General features: G+C 32.1%; 28 protein-coding genes. 10 read left to right on the top strand and 18 right to left on the bottom strand.

Annotated elements, in window-relative coordinates; all coding sequences use genetic code 11:
* Positions 1-346: 346 nt before the first annotated feature.
* A complete protein-coding gene (locus ACWGOQ_RS19175) occupies positions 347-2,560 on the bottom strand; it encodes a tetratricopeptide repeat-containing hybrid sensor histidine kinase/response regulator (RefSeq protein WP_452060213.1) in 2,214 nt (737 codons plus the stop codon).
* 263 nt (positions 2,561-2,823) lie between these two features.
* Here ACWGOQ_RS19175 and trhA point away from each other — a divergent pair, with 263 nt between their 5' ends.
* The gene (gene trhA, locus ACWGOQ_RS19180) at positions 2,824-3,450 is read left to right on the top strand and encodes a PAQR family membrane homeostasis protein TrhA (RefSeq protein WP_452060212.1); all 627 of its coding nucleotides are present in this window, start codon (positions 2,824-2,826) and stop codon (positions 3,448-3,450) included.
* Between the two features lie 12 nt (positions 3,451-3,462).
* On the opposite strand, the gene ACWGOQ_RS19185 is transcribed toward trhA, so the two are convergent.
* Genes ACWGOQ_RS19185 through ACWGOQ_RS19195 form a run of 3 tightly spaced genes read right to left on the bottom strand, consistent with a single transcriptional unit; the run spans position 3,463 to position 5,301 of the window.
* Complete coding sequence (locus ACWGOQ_RS19185) at positions 3,463-3,891, bottom strand: DUF4268 domain-containing protein (protein WP_452060211.1); 429 nt, start codon at positions 3,889-3,891, stop codon at positions 3,463-3,465.
* A gap of 1 nt (position 3,892) precedes the next feature.
* Complete coding sequence (locus ACWGOQ_RS19190) at positions 3,893-4,570, bottom strand: ZIP family metal transporter (protein WP_452060210.1); 678 nt, start codon at positions 4,568-4,570, stop codon at positions 3,893-3,895.
* On the bottom strand, positions 4,570-5,301 hold the full coding sequence (locus ACWGOQ_RS19195) for an SAM-dependent methyltransferase (RefSeq protein WP_452060209.1): 732 nt from the start codon (positions 5,299-5,301) through the stop codon (positions 4,570-4,572). The genes ACWGOQ_RS19190 and ACWGOQ_RS19195 overlap by 1 nt, the downstream gene beginning before the upstream one ends.
* Positions 5,302-5,372: 71 nt before the next feature.
* Here ACWGOQ_RS19195 and ACWGOQ_RS19200 point away from each other — a divergent pair, with 71 nt between their 5' ends.
* Entirely contained in the window at positions 5,373-6,521 is a 1,149-nt protein-coding gene (locus ACWGOQ_RS19200) for a THUMP domain-containing class I SAM-dependent RNA methyltransferase (protein ID WP_452060215.1), read from the top strand.
* Positions 6,522-6,545: 24 nt separating this feature from the next.
* Here the strand turns inward: ACWGOQ_RS19200 and ACWGOQ_RS19205 are convergent, their stop codons facing one another.
* The 3 genes from ACWGOQ_RS19205 to rlmD are packed head-to-tail and all read right to left on the bottom strand — an operon-like array spanning position 6,546 to position 9,192.
* Positions 6,546-7,298, bottom strand: coding sequence for a DUF6048 family protein (locus ACWGOQ_RS19205; RefSeq protein WP_452060208.1), 753 nt, complete (start codon positions 7,296-7,298; stop codon positions 6,546-6,548).
* Positions 7,264-7,779: a DUF6452 family protein gene (locus ACWGOQ_RS19210; protein ID WP_452060207.1), complete on the bottom strand. Its 516-nt coding sequence runs from the start codon at positions 7,777-7,779 to the stop codon at positions 7,264-7,266. The genes ACWGOQ_RS19205 and ACWGOQ_RS19210 overlap by 35 nt, the downstream gene beginning before the upstream one ends.
* A gap of 3 nt (positions 7,780-7,782) precedes the next feature.
* Positions 7,783-9,192 (bottom strand): 23S rRNA (uracil(1939)-C(5))-methyltransferase RlmD, encoded by a 1,410-nt coding sequence (rlmD, locus tag ACWGOQ_RS19215; protein ID WP_452060206.1) that lies wholly within the window; start codon positions 9,190-9,192, stop codon positions 7,783-7,785.
* Between the two features lie 32 nt (positions 9,193-9,224).
* On the opposite strand from rlmD, the gene ACWGOQ_RS19220 reads away from it, so the two are divergent.
* From ACWGOQ_RS19220 to rocD, 3 genes are all read left to right on the top strand, one after another.
* Positions 9,225-9,872 (top strand): RNA polymerase sigma factor, encoded by a 648-nt coding sequence (locus tag ACWGOQ_RS19220; protein ID WP_452060205.1) that lies wholly within the window; start codon positions 9,225-9,227, stop codon positions 9,870-9,872.
* Positions 9,862-10,248 (top strand): DUF6768 family protein, encoded by a 387-nt coding sequence (locus tag ACWGOQ_RS19225; protein WP_452060204.1) that lies wholly within the window; start codon positions 9,862-9,864, stop codon positions 10,246-10,248. The genes ACWGOQ_RS19220 and ACWGOQ_RS19225 overlap by 11 nt, the downstream gene beginning before the upstream one ends.
* Before the next feature lie 229 nt (positions 10,249-10,477).
* Positions 10,478-11,755, top strand: coding sequence for an ornithine--oxo-acid transaminase (gene rocD, locus ACWGOQ_RS19230; protein ID WP_452060203.1), 1,278 nt, complete (start codon positions 10,478-10,480; stop codon positions 11,753-11,755).
* Positions 11,756-11,867: 112 nt separating this feature from the next.
* Here rocD and ACWGOQ_RS19235 read toward each other — a convergent pair whose 3' ends face one another.
* Genes ACWGOQ_RS19235 through ACWGOQ_RS19250 form a run of 4 tightly spaced genes read right to left on the bottom strand, consistent with a single transcriptional unit; the run spans position 11,868 to position 13,176 of the window.
* Positions 11,868-12,176 carry a CCC motif membrane protein gene (locus tag ACWGOQ_RS19235; protein WP_452060202.1) on the bottom strand — a complete coding sequence of 103 codons (309 nt, stop codon included), beginning with the start codon at positions 12,174-12,176 and terminating at the stop codon, positions 11,868-11,870.
* A complete protein-coding gene (locus tag ACWGOQ_RS19240) occupies positions 12,177-12,539 on the bottom strand; it encodes a DUF2752 domain-containing protein (protein ID WP_458202844.1) in 363 nt (120 codons plus the stop codon).
* 17 nt (positions 12,540-12,556) lie between these two features.
* A complete protein-coding gene (locus tag ACWGOQ_RS19245; protein ID WP_452060200.1) occupies positions 12,557-12,874 on the bottom strand; it encodes a CCC motif membrane protein in 318 nt (105 codons plus the stop codon).
* 11 nt (positions 12,875-12,885) lie between these two features.
* Positions 12,886-13,176 carry a DUF2752 domain-containing protein gene (locus tag ACWGOQ_RS19250; protein ID WP_458202845.1) on the bottom strand — a complete coding sequence of 97 codons (291 nt, stop codon included), beginning with the start codon at positions 13,174-13,176 and terminating at the stop codon, positions 12,886-12,888.
* A gap of 90 nt (positions 13,177-13,266) precedes the next feature.
* Between ACWGOQ_RS19250 and ACWGOQ_RS19255 the strand changes: the two genes are divergently transcribed.
* Together ACWGOQ_RS19255 and ACWGOQ_RS19260 are read left to right on the top strand one after the other, a co-directional pair.
* Entirely contained in the window at positions 13,267-13,488 is a 222-nt protein-coding gene (locus ACWGOQ_RS19255; RefSeq protein ID WP_452060199.1) for a hypothetical protein, read from the top strand.
* Positions 13,485-14,039 carry a DUF8465 domain-containing protein gene (locus ACWGOQ_RS19260; RefSeq protein ID WP_452060198.1) on the top strand — a complete coding sequence of 185 codons (555 nt, stop codon included), beginning with the start codon at positions 13,485-13,487 and terminating at the stop codon, positions 14,037-14,039. The genes ACWGOQ_RS19255 and ACWGOQ_RS19260 overlap by 4 nt, the downstream gene beginning before the upstream one ends.
* 3 nt (positions 14,040-14,042) lie before the next feature.
* On the opposite strand, the gene ACWGOQ_RS19265 is transcribed toward ACWGOQ_RS19260, so the two are convergent.
* Both ACWGOQ_RS19265 and ACWGOQ_RS19270 read right to left on the bottom strand, forming a co-directional pair.
* Positions 14,043-15,056: a hypothetical protein gene (locus ACWGOQ_RS19265; RefSeq protein WP_452060197.1), complete on the bottom strand. Its 1,014-nt coding sequence runs from the start codon at positions 15,054-15,056 to the stop codon at positions 14,043-14,045.
* Position 15,057: 1 nt separating this feature from the next.
* Entirely contained in the window at positions 15,058-16,056 is a 999-nt protein-coding gene (locus ACWGOQ_RS19270; protein ID WP_452060196.1) for a hypothetical protein, read from the bottom strand.
* A gap of 267 nt (positions 16,057-16,323) precedes the next feature.
* On the opposite strand from ACWGOQ_RS19270, the gene ACWGOQ_RS19275 reads away from it, so the two are divergent.
* On the top strand, positions 16,324-17,472 hold the full coding sequence (locus tag ACWGOQ_RS19275) for a cysteine desulfurase family protein (protein ID WP_452060195.1): 1,149 nt from the start codon (positions 16,324-16,326) through the stop codon (positions 17,470-17,472).
* 2 nt (positions 17,473-17,474) lie between these two features.
* Here the strand turns inward: ACWGOQ_RS19275 and ACWGOQ_RS19280 are convergent, their stop codons facing one another.
* The 5 genes from ACWGOQ_RS19280 to ACWGOQ_RS19300 form a co-directional block, all read right to left on the bottom strand.
* Positions 17,475-20,150 carry a carboxypeptidase regulatory-like domain-containing protein gene (locus ACWGOQ_RS19280; RefSeq protein ID WP_452060194.1) on the bottom strand — a complete coding sequence of 892 codons (2,676 nt, stop codon included), beginning with the start codon at positions 20,148-20,150 and terminating at the stop codon, positions 17,475-17,477.
* Between the two features lie 163 nt (positions 20,151-20,313).
* Positions 20,314-21,066 carry a GLPGLI family protein gene (locus tag ACWGOQ_RS19285; RefSeq protein ID WP_452060193.1) on the bottom strand — a complete coding sequence of 251 codons (753 nt, stop codon included), beginning with the start codon at positions 21,064-21,066 and terminating at the stop codon, positions 20,314-20,316.
* Positions 21,067-21,157: 91 nt separating this feature from the next.
* Complete coding sequence (locus ACWGOQ_RS19290; RefSeq protein WP_452060192.1) at positions 21,158-21,298, bottom strand: hypothetical protein; 141 nt, start codon at positions 21,296-21,298, stop codon at positions 21,158-21,160.
* Positions 21,299-21,610: 312 nt separating this feature from the next.
* Positions 21,611-24,073 (bottom strand): TonB-dependent receptor, encoded by a 2,463-nt coding sequence (locus ACWGOQ_RS19295; RefSeq protein WP_452060191.1) that lies wholly within the window; start codon positions 24,071-24,073, stop codon positions 21,611-21,613.
* A gap of 13 nt (positions 24,074-24,086) precedes the next feature.
* Positions 24,087-25,775: a M23 family metallopeptidase gene (locus tag ACWGOQ_RS19300; RefSeq protein WP_452060190.1), complete on the bottom strand. Its 1,689-nt coding sequence runs from the start codon at positions 25,773-25,775 to the stop codon at positions 24,087-24,089.
* Positions 25,776-25,953: 178 nt separating this feature from the next.
* On the opposite strand from ACWGOQ_RS19300, the gene ACWGOQ_RS19305 reads away from it, so the two are divergent.
* Positions 25,954-26,244 carry a coiled-coil domain-containing protein gene (locus ACWGOQ_RS19305; protein ID WP_452060189.1) on the top strand — a complete coding sequence of 97 codons (291 nt, stop codon included), beginning with the start codon at positions 25,954-25,956 and terminating at the stop codon, positions 26,242-26,244.
* A 7-nt stretch (positions 26,245-26,251) separates the two neighbouring features.
* Complete coding sequence (locus ACWGOQ_RS19310; protein ID WP_452060188.1) at positions 26,252-26,542, top strand: cell division protein ZapA; 291 nt, start codon at positions 26,252-26,254, stop codon at positions 26,540-26,542.
* Positions 26,543-26,596: the final 54 nt, after the last annotated feature.

Here is a 26,596-nt window from a genome sequence, read left to right on the forward strand (position 1 = left end):
TCGTGGGAGAGTAGGTCGCCGCCTTCCTTTAAAACCCTTCATTATTTATAATGAAGGGTTTTTTTATGATTATTGTTGAAAAAAAGTATTGGATAAATTTAAATCAGTACGTTTTACCATAAATTTAATCTAAATTTATAATCGAGAGTCAGATTAGATTTTTGTATAGATCATTATGAAAATCCAATTGTTTTTTTAATAGAATTATTTAATAGTAGATTGTAAATTGAGAAAATCATTTTTTTTAGACTATTGTAATTTGATTCGTCTTTTTAGCTGTTGAATGGTTTTCATAAATTGCTAAAATTACCATAAAAATAGCTGCCTAGGCCTTTAAACAAATACTTTAAGAAGCTTTTGAAATTGCGATATTGAGGTTTGTCTCTAGTTTGCTGAAAAACTCTTGATTTTTATATGGCTTTCGTAAAAAATCACTAAAACCAGATGCTGGATTGAGAATTGCTTGTACAGTTTCTTGTGTATCTGATGCTGTTAAAGCGATTATAGGAATATCAGGATTGAATTCTCTAATTATTTTGGTAGCTTCCATTCCACCCATATTTGGCATATTTAAATCCATTAATATAAGGTCATATGGGGTGGTTTTGATCATATCAATAGCGATAAGACCATCGTCAGCAATTTGTGATCTATATCCTTTAGTTTTGAGAACATTTTGAGTTACTATTTGATTTATTTTATTGTCTTCAACAATTAATATAGTATAGTCTTCTTCGTTTATAAGTGGAATACAATCTTTGGTATTACTCATTTGATTATTTTCTAAGGTAGATGAATCAATTTTGAAAGAAATAGTAAAATAAAAGGTAGCACCTTTACCAAGAGAGCTTTTTATTTTTATATTTCCACCGTGAAGCTCGACTAATTTTTTGACAATGTTTAGTCCAAGACCAGTACCAGTTGTATGATCCTTAGAATCTGCTTGAGAAAACTTATCGAAAATTAATTCTTGCTTATCAATTGGTATACCTCTTCCGTCATCTTTTATTTCGAAAGTTATTTTAACCTCATCCTTGTTTATAATTGGATTGATAAAGTTTAACCAAATATTTCCGTTTTTGGTAAATTTATTAGCATTACTAATAAGGTTAATAAAAACTTGAGATAACCTTACTTGATCGCCAATCAGAGAATTTGGAATTTTTTCATCAAAATTGAGATGTAGGGTATTACCGTTTTTATCGGCTTGATATTCAAATGAGTTTTTGATATCATCTGCGAGGTTTTTTATGTTATAGGGAGTTTTATCAAGAGTTATTTCATAAGATTCCATTTTAGTTACCTGAAGCACATCATTAATAAGGTTAAGAAGATGATCTGCTGAAAATTTCATTAATTTTATAAATTTATGATGCTCTTCGTCTTTAATTCGTTCCATAAGAATAGAAGATAGTCCAACTACACCATAAAGAGGAGTTCTAAGTTCGTGACTAACTGTAGATATAAATTTTGTTTTTACAGCAGCAAGACGGTCAGATTTTTCTTTTGAAACTTTAAGTTCTTTGTTTCTAATCGCCAAAGATTCTCCTAAAATTTTTGTTTTTCTATGATTATAGATAAAGAAACAAAATAGTATTAAACATAATAAAAGTAATGATAATGTGAATATAGAGACTGTTTGAGATTGTTTGGCTTTTTGTGTCTGTATCGTATTGTTTTTATTACTTACAACTAATTTTTCTTTGAATTGATTGGTTTCTGATTTTTCGATTTCTAAAGCAGTTTCGTGATGTTTTGTGTATTTTTTGAGAATTACATAAGCTCTATCCTGCCTTCCGATTTTAACCAATAATCTTTCATATTTTTTATAAATTTTCATTGCTTGTCGGAACATTTTATTCTTTTCTGCGATGGAGGCAGCTATTTCAAAATGCTTAATAGCATTGGTGTAATTTCTATGAATGCTATAATAATCCCCTAAGCTAGCATACGTCATTAATAACTTTCCAACATACTGTTGATTATCACTAAAATATTGTTGACATTTTTTTAATAGTCTATACGCTTTTCTATAGTTTCTTGTTTTTAAGTAAATATTAGCCAGATTTAATTCTAAAATATGTTTATAATACTGATCTAAGTTTTCAGAGTTTTCGTAGATATGTTTTATTTTTTTTAACGCCCTTGCGGGTTTATTAAACCCTTCAAGATAAACTAAAGCAATATTATTGTTTACATCAATCGTTAATTCTGAGTGCCCTTCCAATTCTTTTATAAATAAATCCGCAATCTTATATTTCCTTAGTGCTTTCTTATAATCTTTGTTAGAAAAGTGAATTTTTCCAAGAAGATTGTAAGAATACCCTTTTAAATAGTATTCTTGTTGGGAATTAAATTTGGCAGCTACATCGATAATGGTTTCAATGATCATTACGCCATTGGCTCTTCCAATAGAATGTATACGATCTTCTGTATCTATAATCGTACATTCTAATTCAGAAAATGTCATTTCTTCGTATTGGTTAGCGTAAATAGTGGGATTAAATATGTTTAAATATAGGAAGTATATAAAATATTTCGAAAATCTAATATTCTTCATTATGCTTTTGGTTTTGGGGTGCATAAATATATAAAAAAAATAGACAAATACGGGTTTAAAGTATATTAATGTACGTTAAAAACGTAAAATAAACGTTTTTTAATATTTAAAAAGTAGCTTAAATCCTACTTTTGTTCAGTTTTGAATACGTTATTTTAAAATAGCAACCTTTTAACAAGTTCCGTGGTACTCGGTTTCAAGTCTATATTGAATTGCATCAAATAGTTTTTCTAAACCTATATACTTCGTTACTTTTGATAACTATGAAAATACAAACGGCTACAGAAGAAAGATGGAATTGGGCAACTCACGGATTTGGTTTGCTACTTTCTTTCGTAGGTTTATTTTTTTTATTGGTCTGTAATACGTACAAAACTTCTTATAGTACCTTTTCAATTTTTTTATATGCTATTTCATTGATTGTTCTTTATTTTGCTTCTACCGCGTATCATTACACGTGTAATAGTGATTTGAAAAAAAGATATAGAGTCTTAGATCATATTAGCATTTATCTTTTAATAGCAGGTACTTATACTCCTGTTACTTTAATTGGATTATTAGATAGTAAAGGATGGTTTCTTTTTATTTTAGTATGGTCTCTGGCAGGTATTGGCGCAATTTTGAAACTTTTTTTTACCGGTAGGTTTGAAGTTTTTTCAGTAGTTCTATATCTTGTAATGGGATGGTTGGTTGTATTGGATATTTCCGCTTTACACGATCTTGTAGGATACAATGGGATTGCTTATTTAATTTTGGGCGGAGCAGCTTACACCTTTGGTATATTCTTTTATGCATTGAACAGATTATATTTCAATCATGTGATATGGCACGTGTTTGTGTTAGCGGGTAGTATATTTCATTATCTTTTTATAATGAAATTTATAATATAAAAGAATATAAATTTAACTGTCTATAAAGTCTTTGTATTCCAAAAAGAAGGATTCAATTTTAGACATTTTTTCAAATAAAAATTCCATTACATCATCCCAGTTTTTTTTATTATGTATATTCACATTTGATAATTCTACATAAATTCGGGAAATAACCTTACCGTTTTCTAACACATAGAATTCATCAAAAATTATATCATCTAAGTATTCAGAAATGAGGATGGTTTTTAGACTTAAGAATTTGTCATAGTAGTATGTACGTATTATCGGGTCATTAGGTTCTACATCAATCGATACCTGAGCGTGTTTTGTAGTAAATGTAAACTTAAGGGTTACGTCTTTGATTTTTGTGTTGTATAAAAGCCACTTTCTGGGATAGGATGTTCCAAAAATGATCCAAAATTCCTGTCTTATTTTTTTTGACTCTTCTTTACTAAACATATTATATAAAATAAGCAGTAACTGTTGCGGCTAGAATTACCATTAATTTGGTAATATTAAATTTATGACCTTCGTTGCTTTCGAACAGGATTGTCGTAGAAACATGAAGAAATATTCCAATAACTAAAGCCGTAATTTCTTTATAATATTTTTGAACTGCCTCATAATGTTCAGAAATAAATGTACCTATGGGCGTCATTAAAGCAAAAAGGAAAAGAAACAATACTATGATAGGTTTTTTTATTTCTGTACGAAACAAGAAGGTGGTCAAAATCATCGCAACAGGTATCTTATGAACAATAATTCCTATAAGAATACCTTCTGTATGATGTATAGGAAACCCTTCTAAAATAGCGTGGATTCCTAAGCTTATAAAAAGTAGTTTTGGGATTTTGGTTGTCTCTTTATTAATATGGATATGTCCGTGTTCTGCTCCTTTGGAAAAGTATTCGAGTACTTTTTGTAATAAAATTCCAATCATAATCCAAACTCCAGTTTGTTTGGCGTATTTATGCTCTTCGAATACTTCTGGTAGTAAATTAAATATAGTGATGGCTAATAGAAAAGCACCACTAAAGGCTAGTAATAGTTTTAGCTTTTTTTGATTATTAGGTTTAAAGATATAGACTATTAAAGAACCTATAAAAACTGCTGATATGGAAAAGATGTAGCTGTACACTATTTAAAAATCAGAATAAGTCTGGGAGAATTACTTTTATGGAACTTTTGAAGCTGATAATCTCCAAAAGTATCGAGTAAATTAACTTCTGCATCTTCAAAATAGTTTTCGAAATCTTCTAAGGTTAAAGCCTTTACCCTTTCTGTAAAGAAAAAGTCTCCGTTATTGTCAGTAAATTTTATTTCTTTATAAATATAACCATCTGTTAGATATCGTTTTATGTAAAAAGTGATTCCAGAGATTTCTTTGGTTTCTTTTGGGACTAGGTTATCTATGACATAATTCACGTTCATGAAGTCTATAACACCAAATCCTCTTTCATTGATATCCGATTTTATGGCTTTAATAGTATTTAGATTACATTCTTCTTTTTCAAAATACCCAAAACTAGTAAAAAGGTTGAAAACCGCCGAAAATTTTTCGGTATAAGGTTTTGACATATCGTGTACTCTAAATCGTAATGTTTTATTCTCGAATTGTGAAGCATATTCAATACTGTTCTTAGAGAGATCAACTCCAGTAACATCATAACCTAGTTGATTTAGGTAAATACTATGTCTTCCTTTTCCACAGGCCAGATCCAATATTTTTTCACCAGGATCAAGGCTTAAATAATTGGTCAGGTTATCCATAAAATCCTTCGCCTCCTTATGATCTCGGTCCTTATATAAAATATGATAGTATGGGGTATCAAACCAAGATGCATACCACATTGTAGAATCTTTTAGCATAGAGCGCAAAATTAATGTATTTTTGTGGTTTAATAATAGCGAATACAAAGATAGTGAGCAATTCATTTAAAATGGTAGCCAAAACGTTTTTTGGTTTTGAAGAGATATTGACAAAAGAACTCCGAGAGCTAGGTGCAGAAAAGGTGCAAATAGGCAATCGCATGGTTAGCTTTTATGGCGATACGGGTTTTATGTACAAAGCAAACCTTTGTTTAAGAACTGCTCTAAAAATATTGAAACCACTAGCCACCAAAAGAATTCGGAATGAAAAGGATTTGTATAATTTTATTCAATCGGTTCGATGGGAAGAATATTTAGACACAAATGATACTTTTGCAATTTATGCCACTGTTAACTCTACTGTATTTAGACATTCGCAATTTGTTTCTTTAAAGTCTAAGGATGCTATTGTAGATAAATTTAGAAAAGAAACTGGGGATCGACCTGATGTCGACACAGCATACCCGGACCTTACTATCAATATACATATCCAACAGGATGTATGTACCGTTTCTCTAGATAGTTCTGGCGGTTCTTTACATCATCGAGGATATCGTACAGCAACAAATATTGCTCCTATAAACGAAGTGTTAGCAGCTGGTTTATTACTACTTTCTGGATGGGATGGACAATGTGATTTTTTAGATCCTATGTGTGGTAGCGGTACCTTGGTGATAGAAGCTGCTATGATTGCCTGTAATATTCCTGCGAATCTTAATAGAAAGGAATTCGCTTTTGAAAAGTGGCTGGATTGGGATATGGATTTGTTCGAAAAAATAGAAGCTGCTTGTTTAAACAAAACAAGAGATTTTCATCATACTATAGCAGGGTTTGATAAGGCGCCTTCTGCTGTTAGAAAAGCAAAGAATAATGTAGAAAATGCAAACCTTACGGATTTTGTTAAGATAAGAGAAGAAAATTTCTTTGAAAGTGAAAAAGAAAAAGAAGATAACAAACTTCACATGGTTTTTAACCCGCCTTATGGCGAACGTTTGGAGTTGGATGAAGAAAAGTTTTATACACAAATAGGGGATACGCTGAAACAGCAATACCCCGATACGAATGCTTGGTTTATAACCTCTAACTTAGAAGCGCTGAAGTATGTCGGTTTGAGACCCTCACGAAAAATTAAAGTGTTTAATGGTAAACTAGAATCTCGTTTAGTTAAGTATGAAATGTATGCAGGAAGCAAAAAAGCTAAGTTTCAAAATAAGTCCTAGGTACGATGCCCTAAACATTATAAATTATCTTTTCTTCTTTGCAAAAGGAATCAGATAACTGATTGTATATGTATAACCGACTCCGAATTCACTAAAATCATTTGTTCTTCCATAACCGGGGATAAATAGATTTTCAAATTGTATAGAATCATCTTCATTGACCACACCTATAGGATCTTTTTCATTAACAAGGCCTCTTAAGGAGACGCTGGCTCCTAAATAAAGATTGTTTAGGATTTCAACTTTGACTCCAAGAATCAGTTCCACCCAGCCAGCGGTTAAATCTTTCACCTCTATTTTTTGATCCCTAAAATTTTCTGGATCACCTTGGTCTGGATTAAAAAAATTGGTACCTGTAAAAATATTATAATTATTTAGTGTTTGATCAAATGTAGAGAAACCATACCTAAGACCAGCATAAATATTGTTTTGCATTCCATACCAGTTTTTATAAGTGTTATAATCGATACCAAAACGTATATAACTACCAGACCCTTCAACATTAATATTAGCTTCGTCTCTTTTTAGGGATTCGTTACCAATTTCAGCAGCGATATAATAATTTCTATAGACTCTATAATCTCCATTGATTTCGAAACCAGCGTAGTCTTCATTGACAGCAGTTCTAATCAATCGACCAATATCTACACCAACTCTTAATCCGTACTTCTCCGCTGGAGGCAAGGTGTCTCTAGCAGAAATATTTGTTTCTTGACTTAATATAGTACCCGAAATGAGCAGATTAATGAAAAATAAATACGTGTGCAGCTGTTTCATCGGTTACGTTATCTTCTTCTATGGTTATTCTTTTGATCCAGTTTCCGTCGTTTTCTTCCTGTACTAATGTGAATCCGAGTCCTTCATAACTTGCCCTAAAACCACAAGCACTACTTACATATTCCTCTACAGGGGTATATTGAAAACTCAGAGTGTCTGTATTGGGGGTACCACCATCATCTACATCAGAATCTATGGTAAACTCAAAATCTGTAAGTGTGGCATTTGTTCTTAAAGGAATGAGGATAGAATCCTGATTAGCAGCGGTAAAATCAATGATACTTTCGAATCCTATTGCTCTTACCTGTAATTCGTTTGGACGTTTTATATCAGAAACTGTTTGATCATCAATAAACTTGATGATAAGAAATGGTGTTGTAGAAGTATCTTCTGCACAAATATCATCTCGTTGACAACTGGAAGACAGATTGACAACAACAAGACAACAAATTATAAAGGGTAAGATGTTATATAATTTCATGAATTATCTTTTTTCTAATAAAACCACATTTTCTACATGATGTGTTTGTGGAAACATATCTACTGGTTGTACTTTGGTAACTTTATACATACTATCTAATAACGATAAATCTCTTGCTTGTGTTGCACTGTTACAACTTACATAGACAATCTTATTGGGTAAAATATTTAATAATTGACCAACTACATCTTTATGCATACCATCTCTTGGAGGGTCCGTAATCACTACTTCTGGTTGTCCGTGAGTCGAAATAAATTCTGAAGTAAATACTTTTTTCATATCACCAACATAAAACGCTACGTTGTCTATATTATTACGTTTGGCATTTTCTATTGCATCTTCGATCGCTTCGGGTACAGCTTCAACTCCAACTACCTTTTTTGCTTTTTTTGCAACAAATTGGGCGATAGTTCCAGTACCTGTATAAAGATCGTATACTAATTCATTTCCTGTAAGACCGGCAAAATCTCTAGTTATCTTATAAAGTTCGTAAGCTTGTTTAGAATTAGTTTGGTAAAAAGATTTAGCATTGATTTTAAAACGTAACCCTTCCATTTCTTCTTCTATATGATCTTTTCCGTGATAACAGATAACTTCCTGATCGTATATGGTATCATTTCCTTTGGTATTAATTACATATTGTAGAGAAGTAATCTCGGGAAATTCAGATACAATATAATCCAGCAGTAATATTCTTTTTTCAGCATCCTCATGAAAAAACTGAATAAGTACCATAATCTCTCCTGTAGATACTATTCTAATCAATAAAGTGCGTAAGAAACCATTTTGATTCCTTGCATTATAAAATGGTAGCTTATGCTCGGTAGCAAATGCTTTTACCTTGTTTCTTATTGCATTACTGGGATCTTCTTGCAGATGGCACTTGTCAATATCTAATATTTTATCCCACATTCCGGGAATATGAAATCCTAAAGCATTGCGGTTTTTGATCTCTGTATCACTTTGGATTTCTTCTAACGTTAACCATCTGCTATCACTAAATGAAAATTCCATTTTATTTCTGTAGAAAAACTGATCTTCTGACTCAAGAATGGGAGAAACTTCTGGTAGTTCAATTTTACCTAAACGAGTTAGATTATTAACTATTTCTTGCTGTTTATACGCTAGTTGATGTTCATATCCCATAAACTGCCATTTGCATCCACCGCACGTACCAAAATGTTTACAGGCAGGTTCTACACGTTTATCAGACTTACTATGAAAAGTAGTTGCAGAACCTTCATAATATGCTTTACGCTTTTTGGTGGTTTGTATATCAACTACATCACCAGGAACTGCATTGTTAAGAAATATGATTTTCCCATCAGGAGCTTTAGCAATGCTTTTTCCTTTTGCACCTGCATCAATCACTTCTATGTTTTCAAAAACTTGTTTTCTGTTTTTTCTCGCCATAGCGCAAAAATAAGAATAGAAACTATATACTTATGAAATATTCCACATATCTTATAAAAAGAATAAAAAAAAATGAACCTAATTTATATTTCTACGTCTATATTATAAAGGTTACTATGACAAACACCAATAAAATATTTGACTCTTTGTTGGTATTGCAATGCCAATCAGGAAATAAGAAAGCTGCAGCAATTCTTGTTAAGCGATGGCACGAGAAATTATGTAAACAGGCGTATTGGTATAGTAAGGATGTAGAGGCTTCTAAAGACATAGCCCAAGATAGCTGGAGTATAATATTGATGAAAATTCATAATCTAAAGGATCCTAATAGCTTCGGAAGTTGGGCATTGACTATAGTTACAAGAAAGTCTTATGATTGGCTCCGAAAAAATAAAAAGGAATTAGAGAATTTAGACTCTTATAACGAAAATCTATATGAAGATCCTATAGATGATGATACTAGTGGTAAGGATGATAGTATAATAATATTATTAAAAAAATCTATAAAAACTTTGCCTAATGATCAACAAATGGTGCTTCATCTTTTTTATCTCGAAGGTTACAGTGTGAAGCAAATAGGCAAAATAGCGAACATTTCTACAGGTACCGTAAAATCTCGTTTGTTTACCGCCAGAGAAAAATTAAAATTAATTCTAAAAATTAAAAATCATGAAGAATAAAATGGAAGATATTGATCAATTGATAAAAGAAACATTAACTAATGAAGAGGCGAAGTTTTATGACGAGTTAGATGAGCAAAACTTGCTAGAAATGGTAGGTGCACTTTTCAAAACAAAAAATAGTTGGGTTATTATTGTGATGTTTGTTGTAAACCTTGTGGTATTTGGGCTTTTTATATATTGTCTAATTCAGTTTTTAAGTACGGATAATACAAATGAGCTTATAAGGTGGAGTGCAGCGGGATTTTTCTGTATTATGATAACAGGAATGCTTAAGTTGTTTTCTTGGATGCAAATGGATAAAAATGCATTATTACGAGAAATTAAAAGACTAGAGTTACAGATTTCATCTATAGCGGTAAAATATGATAAATAATTAAGTACGTTAACTTTTGAAATTCTTAAATCGTAATAGAGTAAACCTATTATTTTGAATAATTAAAAATAGCATGCATTGCAGACTCGAAAATTAAATAATCAATAAAGATTTAGTAATTTTGCAATTCTCTTAGGGATGATTTCTCTCCCACGCTGAATTTTCGAGTCTTTTCGAAAGGATAAAGGTACAGAAGGAATGGTTATTTTATCAATTTAAATTATTAAAAATGGCTGTTTTAGAAAAATTAACTTCTCAACAAGCAATCGATTTAGAAAACAAGTACGGAGCTCATAATTATCATCCATTGCCAGTGGTCTTAAGTAAAGGAGAAGGTGTATATGTATGGGATGTAGAAGGAAAAAAATACTATGATTTTTTAAGTGCGTATTCCGCGGTTAATCAAGGACATTGTCACCCAAAAATAGTAGGGGCAATGATGGAACAAGCGCAGACACTAACACTTACTTCTCGCGCATTTTATAATGATAAGTTAGGTGAATATGAAAAATTTGCTTCAGCGTATTTTGGTTTCGACAAGTTGTTACCAATGAATACCGGTGCAGAGGCTGTAGAAACTGCACTAAAGATCTGTAGAAAATGGGCATATGAGAAGAAAGGTATTCCAGAGAACGAAGCACAAATTATAGTTTGTGAGAATAATTTTCACGGAAGAACTACTACAATAATTTCTTTTTCTAATGATCCTGTAGCTCGTAAAAATTTTGGACCTTATACAGCTGGATTTATCAAAATTGAGTATGATAACCTAAAGGCTCTAGAAAAAGTACTAGAAAACAATAAAAATGTCGCTGGATTGTTAGTTGAGCCAATACAAGGAGAAGCAGGTGTGTATGTGCCGTCTGAGGACTATTTGTCTAAAGCAAAAGCATTATGTGAAAAATATAATGTGTTATTTATTGCTGATGAAGTTCAGACAGGTATTGCAAGAACAGGAAGATTATTAGCTACCTGTGGAAACTGCTCTTGTAGTGATAAGAATTGCTCAGGAACGCCAGATGTAAAACCAGATGTGTTGATTCTTGGTAAAGCTTTAAGCGGTGGAGCGTATCCCGTTTCTGGAGTGTTGGCAGATGATGATATTATGGAAGTAATTAGACCAGGTAACCACGGAAGTACTTTTGGTGGAAACCCCATTGCAGCTGCTGTGGCGATGGCTGCATTAAAGGTTGTACGGGACGAGAAGCTTGCAGAGAACGCGTATGAACTTGGGGAGCTATTTAGGTCAGAAATGAATGAGTACATTAAAACATCAAATATAGTAGGTTTGGTACGTGGTAAAGGGTTGTTGAATGCTATTGTGATCAATGATGATGAAGAAAGTGAAACAGCCTGGAATATCTGTATGGCTTTAAAGGAGAATGGTCTTTTGGCGAAACCAACACACGGAAACATCATACGTTTTGCACCACCATTAGTGATGACAAAAGAGCAGTTATTAGAATGTACAGCGATTATTTCGAAAACGCTTAGAGAATTTGAGTAAGCAATTCCTATTCTTTGAAAATAATTCATAAAAAAGCACCTTTATATCGGGTGCTTTTTTATGATAGGTTTTTCGAGACAATAACAAAACCTACAAGATAAGTCGTATATTTTTATTGGTTTAGGATCTCTGTCCAAGGAATCATAGCACCCACAAAAATGATATAAGCAAGAATAAATAGGAGATATAAAGCGCTTAGTGAAATGCCAATAATTGCACAGATTCTACCGGCCTTAAGGTTTTCGTAACCATGATAGAGTTCTGGACTTTCATCGTATAATTTCATTGATTGTTTAGAAATTACCAAGGCTACGATTCCAAATATTAGTCCTAGAATCCCGTAACAAAAGCAAGTAACGATCGAAATAATACCAAAAACAAGTACGAGTGTGGCATTAGGTAGTGGTTGTTTGTATTCCATTTAGGTGTATAAAAATTGTTTGATTATATAATTGACAACAATAAGAATTATATTCAATAAATAAAAGTATTTAAGAATAGCTGCTCCATTTTTGAAATTAAAATATAAATGGCTAACCAAGTATGTAAACATAATAATCATTGGAATTAAAGCGGGATACATTTTTATGGAGTTCAAAAAATTTCCTTTTAGTAAAAAAATAAAACTTCTTTGAAGCCCACAGCCAAAACATTCTATACCTATTAAGTTTTTGGTAGGGCAAACGAGCAGATTGTTCTCTAAAAAAAAAGTGAGTTCGTGCATACATAATATGTGTTTAAACAAAAAACTGCCTGGTAAATGTCCAGGCAGTTTTATAAACATACTAATTTTTTATGTATTTAGTATTGACCCATCTGCTCCCTAACCATATCCATATAACCTTCATAGCCTATAGTTGCGAACATAATGATTACAAACACCAGATAAACAGCACTGAGAATTAAACCAATTATTGCTAATATTTTTCCAGTTTTTACATTGTTGTAACCATCATATAGTTCTGGGTTTTCTGTATATAATGCCGTAGCTTTTTTGGCGAGAACCAAAGCCACAATGGCAAAAATAAGACCAAGAACTCCATAACAACAGCATCCTACAATTGATAAAATACCAAATACTAAAATTAGGGTTGAGTTGGGTAACGTTTGTTTTTCCATAAAATAGTTGATTAGTGAAAAATGAATTTCATTTTAATTAGATAGCTTACAACCATTGTAAGCACAGATATAATAATTAGGCTCACCTTTACAAGTGAATCATATTTAAATTTAATAAAAAAATTAAATCCTAAGAAAAAAAGTAGTAAAAGTAAAGGATAAATTGCAGGATACATTTGGAGAGCTCCAGCAAATTCCCCTTTCAACAAAAGAACTATTGATCTTTGTAAACCACATCCCAAACAATCAATACCAAAAAGCTTTTTGTTTAGACAAGGAAACATATATTCTTCCAAAGACATTTTTCTAAATAATTAAGGCACAATATACACATTTTGAGTATTCCTAAAATTAATGTGTGTAAAAAATCTAATATTTGATACTTTTGCACAATGAATAAATCAAGCTTCAAAAAAGGTGCTAGTTTCTTTCTGATTTTTCTAGGAGCAGTTCTTTTAGTGGTAGAAATTGCATTTGCTTATAAAAATTATTATATGCAAAGTATGGGTATAATTTGCTTAATGACGGGTGTGTTTATAGTTAATACGAAGGTAGCATCTAGATCAACAGAAACTAAAACAAATTATCACGAACATAAAGAAAAGATGAAATGAGTCTAATTAAAATAGGCGATAAGGTATCTGTGTTAGATGAACCTATAAGAGGAAGCGTAATTTCAATTAAAGAAGATGAGGTTACTATTGAGACTACTGATGGTTTTGATATGACATTTTTTGCACACGAGTTGGTTAAGGAAGCAGCTGATAGTTTATTGGTGCCTTCTTATGAAGAAGTGGTAAAAAACCTTCAGGAAAAAGAAATTTTTAAAAAGAAACCAAAAAGACCAATATCCAAACCAAAAGAAAGAAATGTTCCTCCGATGGAAGTGGACCTCCATATTCATAAATTGGTAAAGTCTACAAAAGGGATGACAAATTACGATATGGTTACGTTACAATTGGATACTGCAAAAAGGCAATTAGATTTTGCCATTAGCAAACGCATTCCCAGAATAGTTTTTATACATGGCGTTGGTCAGGGAATACTGAAGGAAGAACTAAAATATTTGTTTGGGCGATATGATAATGTGAGAATATCAGATGCCGATTACAAAAAATATGGTCTTGGAGCTACGGAAATATATATTTTACAAAATCCAAAGTAGTTTTTAGTTCACTGTGAATTCATCTGATCCGATTACCAAACTTTCGATTTGAATTGGATTGCCGTCAGCAGCTTCAAAAATAGTATCTATTAAGGTTACTGTACGCGTGAATTTTCTAGGGTTTTCTACTGGATTTGATTCTTCATAACTGACCTCTACACTACCGCTAGAGCTTATGAGCTCTTTGGTGATGTTGACATCAGTAGGGGGAATATTGTTACAAAAATATGCAACTGCATCAGCTTCTGTAATTGCAGTATCAAATTCTCTAAAAATCAACTGATTATCTGTAGTGTTTAGATCGATAACGGTTGGTGTATCTGTAGAGAAATCATTAATTTCTGGAGTGATATCAAACGTTGCATCCATAAAATTAAAAGATAGTGATGCGTTAGAATCTGTATCAAATTTATAGAAGACAAAAGAGGTTCCATTGGTATCAGAACAGTTTAATAATTCTGCATCAAAATCTATTGAGATATCTACATCGACCACCTCCGTACCTAAATTCAAAAATTCTCTTCTAATAGCTTTTCCATTACCTTCTAAAGTTATGTTTCTTAATATCAAGGTTCTTATGAAGCTTTCTTGTGTTTCAGAAGATGACAATGCTTCATAATTTATTTCTAATATGCCATTAGAACTAATAAGTTCTTCAGTAACACTAATGTCAGAAGGAGGGATGCTATTGCAAAAATAATCTTCTCCTACGATAGGAGATCCGTATTCTCGATATATAAATTGGTTGGTGGTTGCATTCAATGTGATCACGGTAGGTTGGGTGACCGATACATCCATAACCTCTGGTGTAATATCAAAGGTAGTACTAGTAAAATTAACAGACAATGACTGATTCATAGAAGTATCAGTTTTATAAAAAACAAAAGTATTATCATTTTCATTGGCGCAGTTTTGAACTTCTCCTTCGAAATTTACAGAAATGTCAAGTATGTCACCTTCACTACAGCTAACTAACATAAAAGCACATAATAGCCCCCCTATTTTATTTATCATCATATTAATTTTCATTTTTTTTGGTAGTCTTAGGGATCGTTCGATCTCTAAAACCGAAAGAAAAACTCTCATTAGTAAATTGTTCATTATCCTCATCAAGAATAAGATCATCTATGGTTAATGTAGTTCTAAAGATTGTGATTACTGTATTGTCCAAAACAGAAGGGTTTTCATTCTGTTGCGTATTATCATCATTATCAAGGAAATTAGCGATACCATCCTCATCTGTATCATCATCTCTTGGGTCACCATTGCCATCAATATCTTCATCTCTGGTTAGTATCCCGTCACCATCATCATCTGGATCTAGATAGTTCGGAATACCGTCTTCATCAGTATCTAAAAAACTATCATCATTTGGATCACCGTTTGGTAACTCTACACTAGTTAATACATTATCATTATCGTCATCCTGATCTTTAAAACTAGGAATGTCATCATCATCATTATTATACCCTTCTTCTATCAATCCATCAACATCACCAATGGTTGGATCGTTCATCGCATCATCAAGATAATTAGGAACACCATCTCCATCAGGATCGGCCTCTGGGTCAATTTCGCCATTTGGAGATTCCTGAATGGATTCTACACCGTCATTATCATCTTCACTTACGATCTCATTTATTATTTGTGCTTCACCACTTATGCTCTTGAGCTCTTCTGTTACGATAATATTACTGTCAGGAATATTGTTACAATAGTAATCTGCAGTGATCGAACTGTTAAATTTTCTATAGACTAAACTATTATCAAGATCAGCCAAATCTATAATTATATTATCTTCTGTCGGAATTGTATCAGAATACCTTGCGTCAATAAAGTTATAGGATATCGCTTCATTTACGGATGTATTAATTTTAAAAAAAACAAATTCATTGGTATCTGCTCCCCTACATAGCTGAAGGTCTACATCTTCAAACTCGAAACTAGTAACGATAATATCTCCATCATCACAAGACGCCAATCCTAAAAGAATAAAAATATATAAAAGCTTTTTCACGTGCTATATTTTGAAAATTAATAACGTTCCAAAAATGGTTTTCACATAGTAAAGACGAATAAAGTTTCTGGATGTTTACTATTTTATGAATTTTCTTGGTATGCTATGGCAAAAATAAAGGAATTGAAAGATTATAAGGTGTGGTGAGGAAAATAATTTTATTTGAATTAGATTTGCGGTTATAAACTAAGAATATGACAAAATATGTTCTTAGCTACGATATGAATCGTATTTTTTAACTTATCAACAACTAATTTTTTAGATTTAATGCAAAAGGTTTATTTCGATAGCGCAGCAACCACACAACTGCGACCTGAGGTAATTGATAAAATGACTTTAGTGTTAAAAGAGGATTATGGCAATCCATCTTCCACTCACGGATTTGGTAGATCTGCTAAAAACCATATTGAACAAGCTCGTAAGAATATTGCAAAATATCTAGGTGTAAAAGCCTCAGAGGTTGTTTTTACATCTGGAGGAACTGAGGCGGATAATTTAGCTTTAAATAGTGCGGTAAGGGATTTAGGGATAGCACACATTATCACCTCCAAAATTGAGCATCACGCGGTGTTGCATACAGTACAAGAAATACAATCCCATACCAATATATTAGTAAGCTACGTGCATATTAATACCGATGGTTCTATAGATTATAACCATCTGGAAAAGTTATTACAAGCAACTTCTGAAAAAACATTGGTGAGCTTAATGCACGTGAATAACGAAATAGGTACTATTTTAGACATTACTAAAGTTGGAAAGCTTTGTGAGAAATATGAAGCTCTTTTTCATAGTGACATGGTTCAATCAATAGGACATTTGAATGTAAATCTTAGTGAACTAAATGTTGATTTCACTGCAGTAAGTGCCCATAAGTTTCATGGCCCAAAAGGAGTAGGTTTTGCATATATCAAGAAAAATTCTGGATTAAAACCGTTAATTTATGGAGGAGAGCAGGAGCGAGGTTATCGTGGTGGAACTGAAGGAGTTCATAATATTGCAGGAATGGACGAGGCGCTGAGGTTAGCCTATGAGCATATGGACGAAGAAAAAGAATATATTTCTAACCTAAAACAATATTTTATTGACCAATTAAAAGGACAAATTGATGGTGTCAAATTCAATGCAAACTGTTGTGATGTCGGTCATAGTACCTATACGTTGATTAACGTGTGCCTTCCTGTATCGAAAGAAAAAGCAAGTATTTTATTGTTTCAACTGGATATCAATGGAATCGCTTGTTCTAAAGGAAGTGCTTGTCAAAGCGGAAGTAACAAAGGCTCTCATGTACTAACAGAAATACTGTCTGAAGAAGATATGCAAAAACCTTCTATTAGATTTTCTTTTTCTAAATACAATACAAAAGAAGAAGTTGATTATGTAATTACTGTTTTGAAGAAGTTTATTAAAGGGTAGATTTATTTAATTAAGTAGTATATTCCAAAAGTTATGTATCCTTCTAACGTTTGACTAATTCTACTTTCGGTATAGTTTGAAGTATTGATGTTGTTCGCAATATTAGAATTATTAATATTTAGTATATTAAAACCAGTAAGACTTAACTCCCAATTATTAGTCATTTTATATCGTATGCTTGGTTTTATATTAAAAAATTCCGTGTTGTCCTCATCGGTTTTATAGATAGCGTATTCTCCACCAAAATTCCAACTAATTTTTTTGTTATAAAAACTTCCAAATATATATAAATATGGTTTTGTTGATACTGACGTGGTTTCTATAGCATTTAATGAGTTTTTGAAATTTATATATTCAATATTTATACCAGTATTAAAGTTAATCCCTTTTCTAAACCTAGAATAAATTCCCGCACGCTCTTTGATATATAGAGTTTTAGTAGTATTGTCTAAAAAGTTGATTTTATTTTCTTCGGAAGAATAACTAGCAGAAGCCTCAGAGAATATTTTTAATTTCAACTTCTTAATTCTTCCGTCCATATTTATTCCAAAATTAGTTTGAACCCTATTTGTACCCAATCCATTCTGTATATTGGTAATATTGTTGTTGTCGAAAAAAGAATTTATTGCTGAAAATTCAGGTGTTATTATATGATTAGTATATATAAGAAGGCTAGAACCATTGGAACCGTTGAAACCAAAATACGTAGCGTTAAATTGATGTTCCGGAAATACTTTATCAATAGGGATAATGCTATTCGTAATTTTAGAAAAATAATCCGAAATGATTTCCAAATCATTTATAGAAGCACTTTTAGGTAAATCAATATCGAAAGAGTACCCAAAGTCTAATCTTTTCGTAGGTTTTATGTTATATTCTAAATTAATACTTGGTAAAAAGTATTGTTTTTCGAATGTTCTATTTAGCCGCTTAAAGGATAAAAACCTGTATTCGATATCCGTCTTAACTCGTGTTTTTTTAGTTAAAAATTTGGTAAATCTACCTCCTAAATAACTATCGAACCGGTCCGTTATAATATCATTATCGAATTGATTAAAATTCAATGTCTCGTTAATGAAAGTATCTGTGGAGTTAAAAATTCCTTGATACCCTTCTAAAGTAGTTTTTTTTGAAAATTTAGTAGTAGTTTTTAGTTCGTATCCGATTCGTGTTTCATTTGTAGTTGAAAATTGGTCTATACTATTGTCTCCCGAAAATTGTAAACCCAAAACAGGTTCTGAAGAATTGATCAACAACTTGTTTTTCTTATTGTTTATAGAATGCACGCCGGTAATAGATAACAAAGTTTTAGAAGTCATTACCCCAGAATAGTTAAGATTCTGATTTAAAAGATATCCGTTGTTCTCTCTAAACTGATCAATAGAATTATTAGTGTTTTCTATAATTGAATTTATGGTGAAATCGGTAGTGTTATTTGTTGGTATGTAACTTACATTATAAGAAAAAAAACTTTGGTCATTGGGTTGATAGCCTACATCCAATATGGTAGTTCCTAAAAGAAAATCACCAGTTACTTTACGCGTTTCTTCTTGAAGCGTATTTTGTTGATCAAAAAACCGACGGGATAACGATAGCAGTTGTTCTTGCCTGGTATTGTTAACTACATTTAGCAAAGATACTTTTGTTTTCTCATTGGGTTTATAAATAAGACTTAATGCTCCAAACGTGTTTGTCCTTTCTGCGATATCCAAACTTTCATCTAAAAAAGTAGGTGTCGTATTTAAGTTATCGTTTCTAAACCCTTTCTTGTTTAATTTATTATCATTGGATGCAGTAGTGAGTCTATAGTATTCATTAGAAGTAATAGATGCAGTTCCAAGATTATTCCAATCACCAATAAAACCAGCCTTTAATTTACCCCCTAATCGAAAAAGATTGGTATGTATCAATCCTTTTTCTTTTATACCTCCAGAAACTTTGATATCCCCTGTAATTTTATTTTTAAATTTATCTTTAATACTTATCTCTAAGGCTTTGATCTTTTTGTTATTGAAATTCTTAATGTTGCCAAAATCTTTATACTTATCCAGATATCGGATTCCTTTGATCATTTCTGAGGTAATACTTTCTGAGGTGATCCGGTGTTGATTTTTAAAAAGTTCTTCTCCATCGATCAATAATTTGTCTATTTGTTTACCATTTACAGTGATTAAACCGGAATTGTTCAATTTAACACCCGGTAATTTATCTATTACATCGGCTAGTGTGGTTTCAGTTCCATTAGTTAACCTTTTTAAATTATAGGTAATCGTGTCGTTATTTATTCTGAGAAGTTTATGATCTACTTTTAGAACTATTTCATCTAGGTTTTCAGTATTTTTTTTAAGTGAAATGTTTTTTATAACCTCTTGTGTATCTTCAGGAATAGAGAATTTTATTTCTTTTGGAAGAAAGCTAATATGAGTGACTTTTAAAATATAATCACCTGCGCTTTTAATAGAAACAGTATAATATCCATCACTTTTTGAGATACCATAAGCTATTAAATTTTTATCACTATTCAATACCTGAACTGTAGCGAAACCAATAGTGGCATTCTCAGAGTTTGTTATATTGCCCTTAATGGTAAATTGGCCATAACCTTTGATAGATAATAATAGTAAAAAAAGGGAGGTTAAAAATAACCTCCATATCTGGTGTATAAATAAGGTTCTCAATATTGTATACTATTCTATTTATTTTTTTAAGTATTTTTTTATGCCTTTGAAATCACTATGTATAGTAACAAAAAAATCCTTTATAAGATAACTTATAATGTTGGCTTATTCCTATAAAAGGGAAGAATAAAGCAACTAAAATTGATTTTGTGTATATCATTTTTTAATGTACTTTTATCATAGTACCATCTGGTAATGTTCTTACACCAGGTTTCTCTAATTCCTTTTTTAAAACCAAAAACTCTTTTATGGTCATTACATTACCACCTTCAATTTTTTTAATATCAATTTTTTTGTCTAGTTTTTTGATTGATTTAGCAACAACCAAAACAGCTTCGTTTATTTGTAACTGAATAACTAGACCAGGTAATCCCCAAAACTCTCTAGGCCCATCATTAATAGGGATTTCATCAGTATACCAAATTAAAATAGAATTACCTTTATAATCGACAGTCTTAGCTAACTTACAAGTATACCCTGATACATTCTCTTCGATATTAGTTAACTCCCAATCATGTTTTAGCAAGGTATCTGTAATCAAAATATCTTCTCCATATAACATAGAACTATAATTTGGATACTTATTTAGAAATAAATTTTCTTTTTGATTCTTATAATATGTCGCCATCTGGATTTTATAGGAATAAATTTCAGTCGAATTACTTTTTTCCTGATCTATTATTTCCTCACTTTTATCTATGATATTATAAGAAGAAATTCCATCAGTGTACCTAAATAATTTTTTGTAGCTTGTTAGATTAGTCTTAGTAGAATCATCGTTATTTTTTAGTCTTTCCTGTAAGCTATCTATAGATCCTCCATTTGCACTCACAAAAAATTCCTCATAAATGATTTCATAACTTTGAGAGAAAAATAAGGAAGGACATAATAATAGTAGTAATATAATTCTTTTCATATAATTTTTTTAATAAAGTTAGTAGTTCTAAACATATTTCACACTACGTAACATAATCTTACATAGTGTGAAATAAAAATTTTAATAGCACCTATTCTATTGCTGTATCTCTATATTTCACACACCTACTAACTGTTGTCACGGACCCATCCTCTCCTTGGGTAGTCTCGAGCCTCCACAATACACATACACGTTCTTCTTCAGGAGTTGATTCACTTTCCACTTTTACCATGTCTTCTTTTGGTATAAAAGAAAACGCTCCAAGAGCAATAGCCCCATTAAAATTACTTTTTTCTTAAATAAAAATTACTTTTTAAATTAAACATTAATATTTTGAACGTGAATTACAGGGAAAAATCACTTAAACAAGTTTAAAGTATAATAATTTATATTCTTTTTTTCCCAAAAATGGATTCTATAGTATGTGTTTTGAGTAAGGGATATGTTACCGTTTTGTCTTGTTAAAAAATGTTAAATTAAAAAACAATGAGTCCTTTAAATATACTATTTACAATGAAAATGCCATTAATAGAAAAACTGAGAATTAAAACTTCATTCCTAACCGCACATTAAAAACCCGTTGGGTTAAAAAGTTAGGAATAGCAAATTGTTGTTGTGAAGCGGCATCTCTTACAAAAGTATTTGTAATAGAATTAAGATTGTCGAAAAGATTAAAGATTTCTAACCCTACATTTAGTTCTCTAAATTTATTAAAAAAACTACCTTCTTTACGTCTTATTTTCTGATCAACTACGATGTAAGAAATTCCTAAATCGGCTCTTCTATAATCTCTTAGCCTTGTTTGGAAAGCATATGGATCAGCGTTGCTAGGTGAACCTCCGGGAACACCAGTTTGATATACGAGGTTTAAATACATTTTTAAATTAGGAATTGTAGGAACGTAATCCTGAAACAATACGCCAACTTTTATTCTTTGATCAGTTGGTCTCGCGATATAACCTCTGTTATCAAGGTTTTCCTCGGTTTTAAGAACACCAAGACTTACCCAACTTTCAGTTCCGGGAACAAATTCTCCGTTTAATCGTAGATCAACTCCGGCAGCATAGGCTTCTGCATTATTGTTAGCACGGTATCTGATTCTTACATTTTCTATAGTATAGGAATTGACGTCGCTAAGTTTTTTATAGTATAATTCTGTGGTAAGCTTAAAAGGTCTGTCCCACATATTGAAACTATAATCATTGCCCGCTACTAAATGTATGGATTGCTGGGCTTTTACATCAGGTTGAACAGTACCTTGTAGATCTCTAAGTTCTCTGTAAAAAGGGGGTTGATGATACCAACCACCTGAAAGTCTGAAGATCATGTCAGCTTTCCAGTCAGGTTTTACAGCAATTTGTGCTCTAGGACTAAACACAGTCTGGGATGTTTTGTTAATCCCTTCTCCCGAAACACTCCAATTATGAGCCCGTACGCCCACATTTGCCCATACTTCGTGTTCGTTAAAAGTCGACCGGTAGCTGTACTGAGCAAAACCAGAAAATCGATCTACTGCTACCATATTAGTAGCTCGAACACTGGTAAAGGGAACAATCGGACTTGCATTAGGGGTATAAGGCTGATCATTTATAAATGTACCCGGAGGACGAATGGAAAACCCAGCAGAATCAATTACTTCATATTCCTGAATTCGATCTCTGATGTCTTCAGACGTATATTTTATCCCCCAATCGATTTGATGTTCATCCGCGATATAGGTCCCTTTATGTTCTAAATTAAATATCAGCGCATCCAGATCATTTCTTGCGTGCGTAAGTTGGGAACCAATACCTTCATTAAATTCGACATCTCCGAGGTCTTCACTACCGATATCTGTATTGACCGTTCCCAGGAAGTAAGCTGCAAAAATATCAAAATACTCTTGTTCCTGTGTGTGGTAAGCAGAACCGATGAGTTTTAAGGTCAAATTTTCGTTTGCCTGATATGTTCCTTTAAGTGCGCCAAAATACGTCTCATATTGATCCTGTTCCTGACCTTCATAAAAAACAGTTAATGCAATAGGATCCGTAATTGTTCCAAAATTCGTTTGGCGAGTCAGTGGTTCATAATCATACTTGTTAATCGCAATATTTCCAAGGAAACCTAACTCGAATTTGTCTGAGAAGTTATAAGAAAGATATGTTTGTACATCTGCAAACCTAGGTCTGAAATTTGTTTCAGTTTGTCGGGCATCTACTAAAAGGCTATTGTCTCGATATCGAGCTCCAACGATGCCTGCAAACTTTTTGTCTTTGGTGATTCCTGCTGCAGATATACTACCTCCAAGTAAACTAAGATCCGCTGTTATATCAAATCGTGTAGGTCTTCGGTATGTGATATCCAACACAGAAGAAAGTTTATCTCCATACTTTGCTTGAAAACCTCCTGCAGAAAAATCTACATTTCTTACTAAATCCGTATTCACGAAACTTAACCCTTCTTGCTGTCCAGAGCGAATAAGAAAGGGTCGATATACTTCTATTTCATTAACATATACTAGGTTTTCATCAAAATTCCCTCCTCTTACCGTATATTGTGTGCTAAGTTCATTATTAGAACTTACGCCAGGGAGCGTTTTTAATAATCCTTCTACACCTGCATTGGCAGAAGGGGTAATACGAATAGTTTCAGGGTCTAAGGTGACTATTCCTTCTACCACTTTTCGTTCTCTACCCGTAATAACTACTTCACTGATTTGTTCTATGTCAGTTTTTAAAACTGGATTTAATTCATATTCCTGATTATCTTTTAGATTGATAGTAAAGACAATATCTTTGAGACCTACGTGGCTAATTTTAATTGTTATCGCTTTATTAGCAGGAATACTAAGTACATATACTCCATTTTCATCTGTTAGCGTTCCTTCGTTTTCATAGGATACATTGGCGCCCACAATGGGTTTGTTAGACGCATCGAGCACTACACCTTTTACAACTGAATTTTGAGCTAATAAACTATGGTTTACGGAAACTAGAAAAAAAACAAAAAGAAAGAGAAGATTTTTCAAAGAGTATATCTATTTACGGTTTTCTAAAGAATGTTGTTTCAAATGTAGCATTATTTCCTACTTTATCTAACACAATAAGTTTAAATTTATTTTCTGTTTCCGTAATTATTTCGTCATTAAAATCATATACAAGCATCCCAGTTTTATAATCATATTCCATTAGGATAAATTTTCCATTGATCGTAGCACGATAACTTTTAACGCCAGAGTCAGCATCATCAATCTTTATTTTTAAGAAATCTGCTTTGGACATCCATTTTTTATCTGAAACATTAACAGGTACAATAGTTGGTTTATTTTCATCGGTGAATAAAGAATAACTTCCTAATGTTCTTGTCCGTGTTGAAAAACGATTATTTTTTTTATAAGTTTTTACATGATAATGTTTGTCATTATAACTTAATCTTCCTATGTAAAGCTTTTTCTTATCTACCTCACTATAATTAGAAACATCAAAGACGACTGTCATATTTTTATGTAAGGGGATTTCATCCTGATGAATTTTTATAGTATTACCATTTGCCTGAATATCTAAATATGCATTTTCATAAAAGCTGCCTTTAGGGATGTATAAATCAAAAATTCCTGAATTATAGGTAAAATTTTCAGTAGGTTTTACGAGATAAGGAGTTTTGACGACTTGTTTTTTAGAAATCTCTGCGATGTTCTTTCCTTCTACAGGGATACTAATTATGGTCGTGTTGTTTTTGAAATCTTTTACAAAAACTTTTGCAGTATAAGATAAACTGTCTTCTATCCTAATAATCCCTTTATCAGCACTGTTTTTATAGATAGTAAGCGGATTGTTTTTCTCTATAAAAAGTTTAGTAATCCTGCTTCTGTTCTTTTTATAATATTCATAATCAATTAATCGGTTGATATAACGGGTTTCAGAAAATGAAAAACGATTCATTTCTAATTCAAAATTTTTCTGACCGTTAAGTTCAGTTGAGATATTGTAAACTCCGTTTTTATTGGCTGCTAGATTTTGCTGATCTATGGTAGACACACCGATTCCTATTTTTCCAATTGCGTGTACATTAGCTGCCTTAAAATTTCCATCCTGTTGTGGTATCAACCTTAATTTGGCGGGTTCCTGATTCCCATTCACATGGGATGTTTCATCAAGACTATACAGCCACACACTATTTATTGTTGGTTTTTTAGTATCCTTTACTTCGATACCAAAACGCATCGGATTCATAGGTCTTGCTTTTGCATCCCTGATCTCAAAATGTAGGTGTGGGCCACCACTTCCACCAGTATTGCCACTATATGCTATCGTATCTCCTTTAGTAACGGACAACGTTCCGGATTTTGGAAAAAGCGCTATTTCATAAGATTCTTTGGCATATTGTCTTTTTTTGATGTAGGCTTCAATATCAGGAGAAAATTTTTGCAAATGTGCATATACGGTAGTATAACCGTTAGGATGTGATATATACATTGCCTTACCATATCCGAAATGAGAAATTTTAATTCTACTCACAGTTCCTGTGGCCGACGCATAAACAGGTAAACCTTCTTGTCCTTCTGTTTTAAGGTCTAGACCAGAGTGAAAATGATTAGACCGAAGCTCTCCATAAGTTCCAGAAGTAACCAGAGGGATATCTAACGGATTTATAAAATAGTCTATCGGTATATCAGATTGACTATATAGTACTGTGAAATTTAGAAATAAAAATAATATAATTACTCGCATAGCAGGTAAAAGTAAATATTTAAGTATTAAAATTAAAGGGATGTTATTAAAAACTAAATCGCTATAAACTAAAGACTTGATTGATGAGATATACAAGCCGTAAAATTAGTTTAAAAACTATTGGGTTTTTTCAATTGGTATGTTAACTTTGTGTAACGAAGTATTGCGTGAAATTATAATGAGTGATTTAATTGAAATCGTTGATTCTCTTGAGAATAGAATAAGCAAGTTGTTGCATAAATATGATTTACTAAAACAACAAAACACTAATCTTGAGAAGAAAATAAAGGATATGGAGTCTAATTCAGAACTTCAAATGGATCAGTTAAAGCAGTGGGAAGAAAAATTCAGTGCACTCAAGAATGCAAACGCAATGCTGGGCAGTGACGAATATAAAAGGGAAACCAAGCTCAAAATAAATGCCTTAATAAAAGAGATTGATGTGTGTATAGCACAATTGTCTGAATAATTAAAGTATGGCAGATAAATTAAAAATCAAACTATCAGTTGCGGATCGTGTGTATCCATTAACAATCAGCCCTGATCAGGAAGAAGGATTGAGAAAGGCAGCCAAAAAGATTGAGGCTATGATTAAGCAGTTTGAGCAAAGTTATGCGGTGAGAGATAAGCAAGATGTATTAGCAATGTGTGCTCTGCAATTTGCTGCACAAGTAGAACAAAAGGTTATAGATAAAGATAGTGATGAGGTACAAGTAACAGATAAGTTAAATGCCTTAAATAATTTGTTACAGGATCATCTATCATAAACGTTCATTTAAATAAATTAAGGTTACTGCCTGCACTAGATGTTATTTTTTGAT

It is taken from the genome of Aquimarina ulvae, from assembly GCF_053613295.3.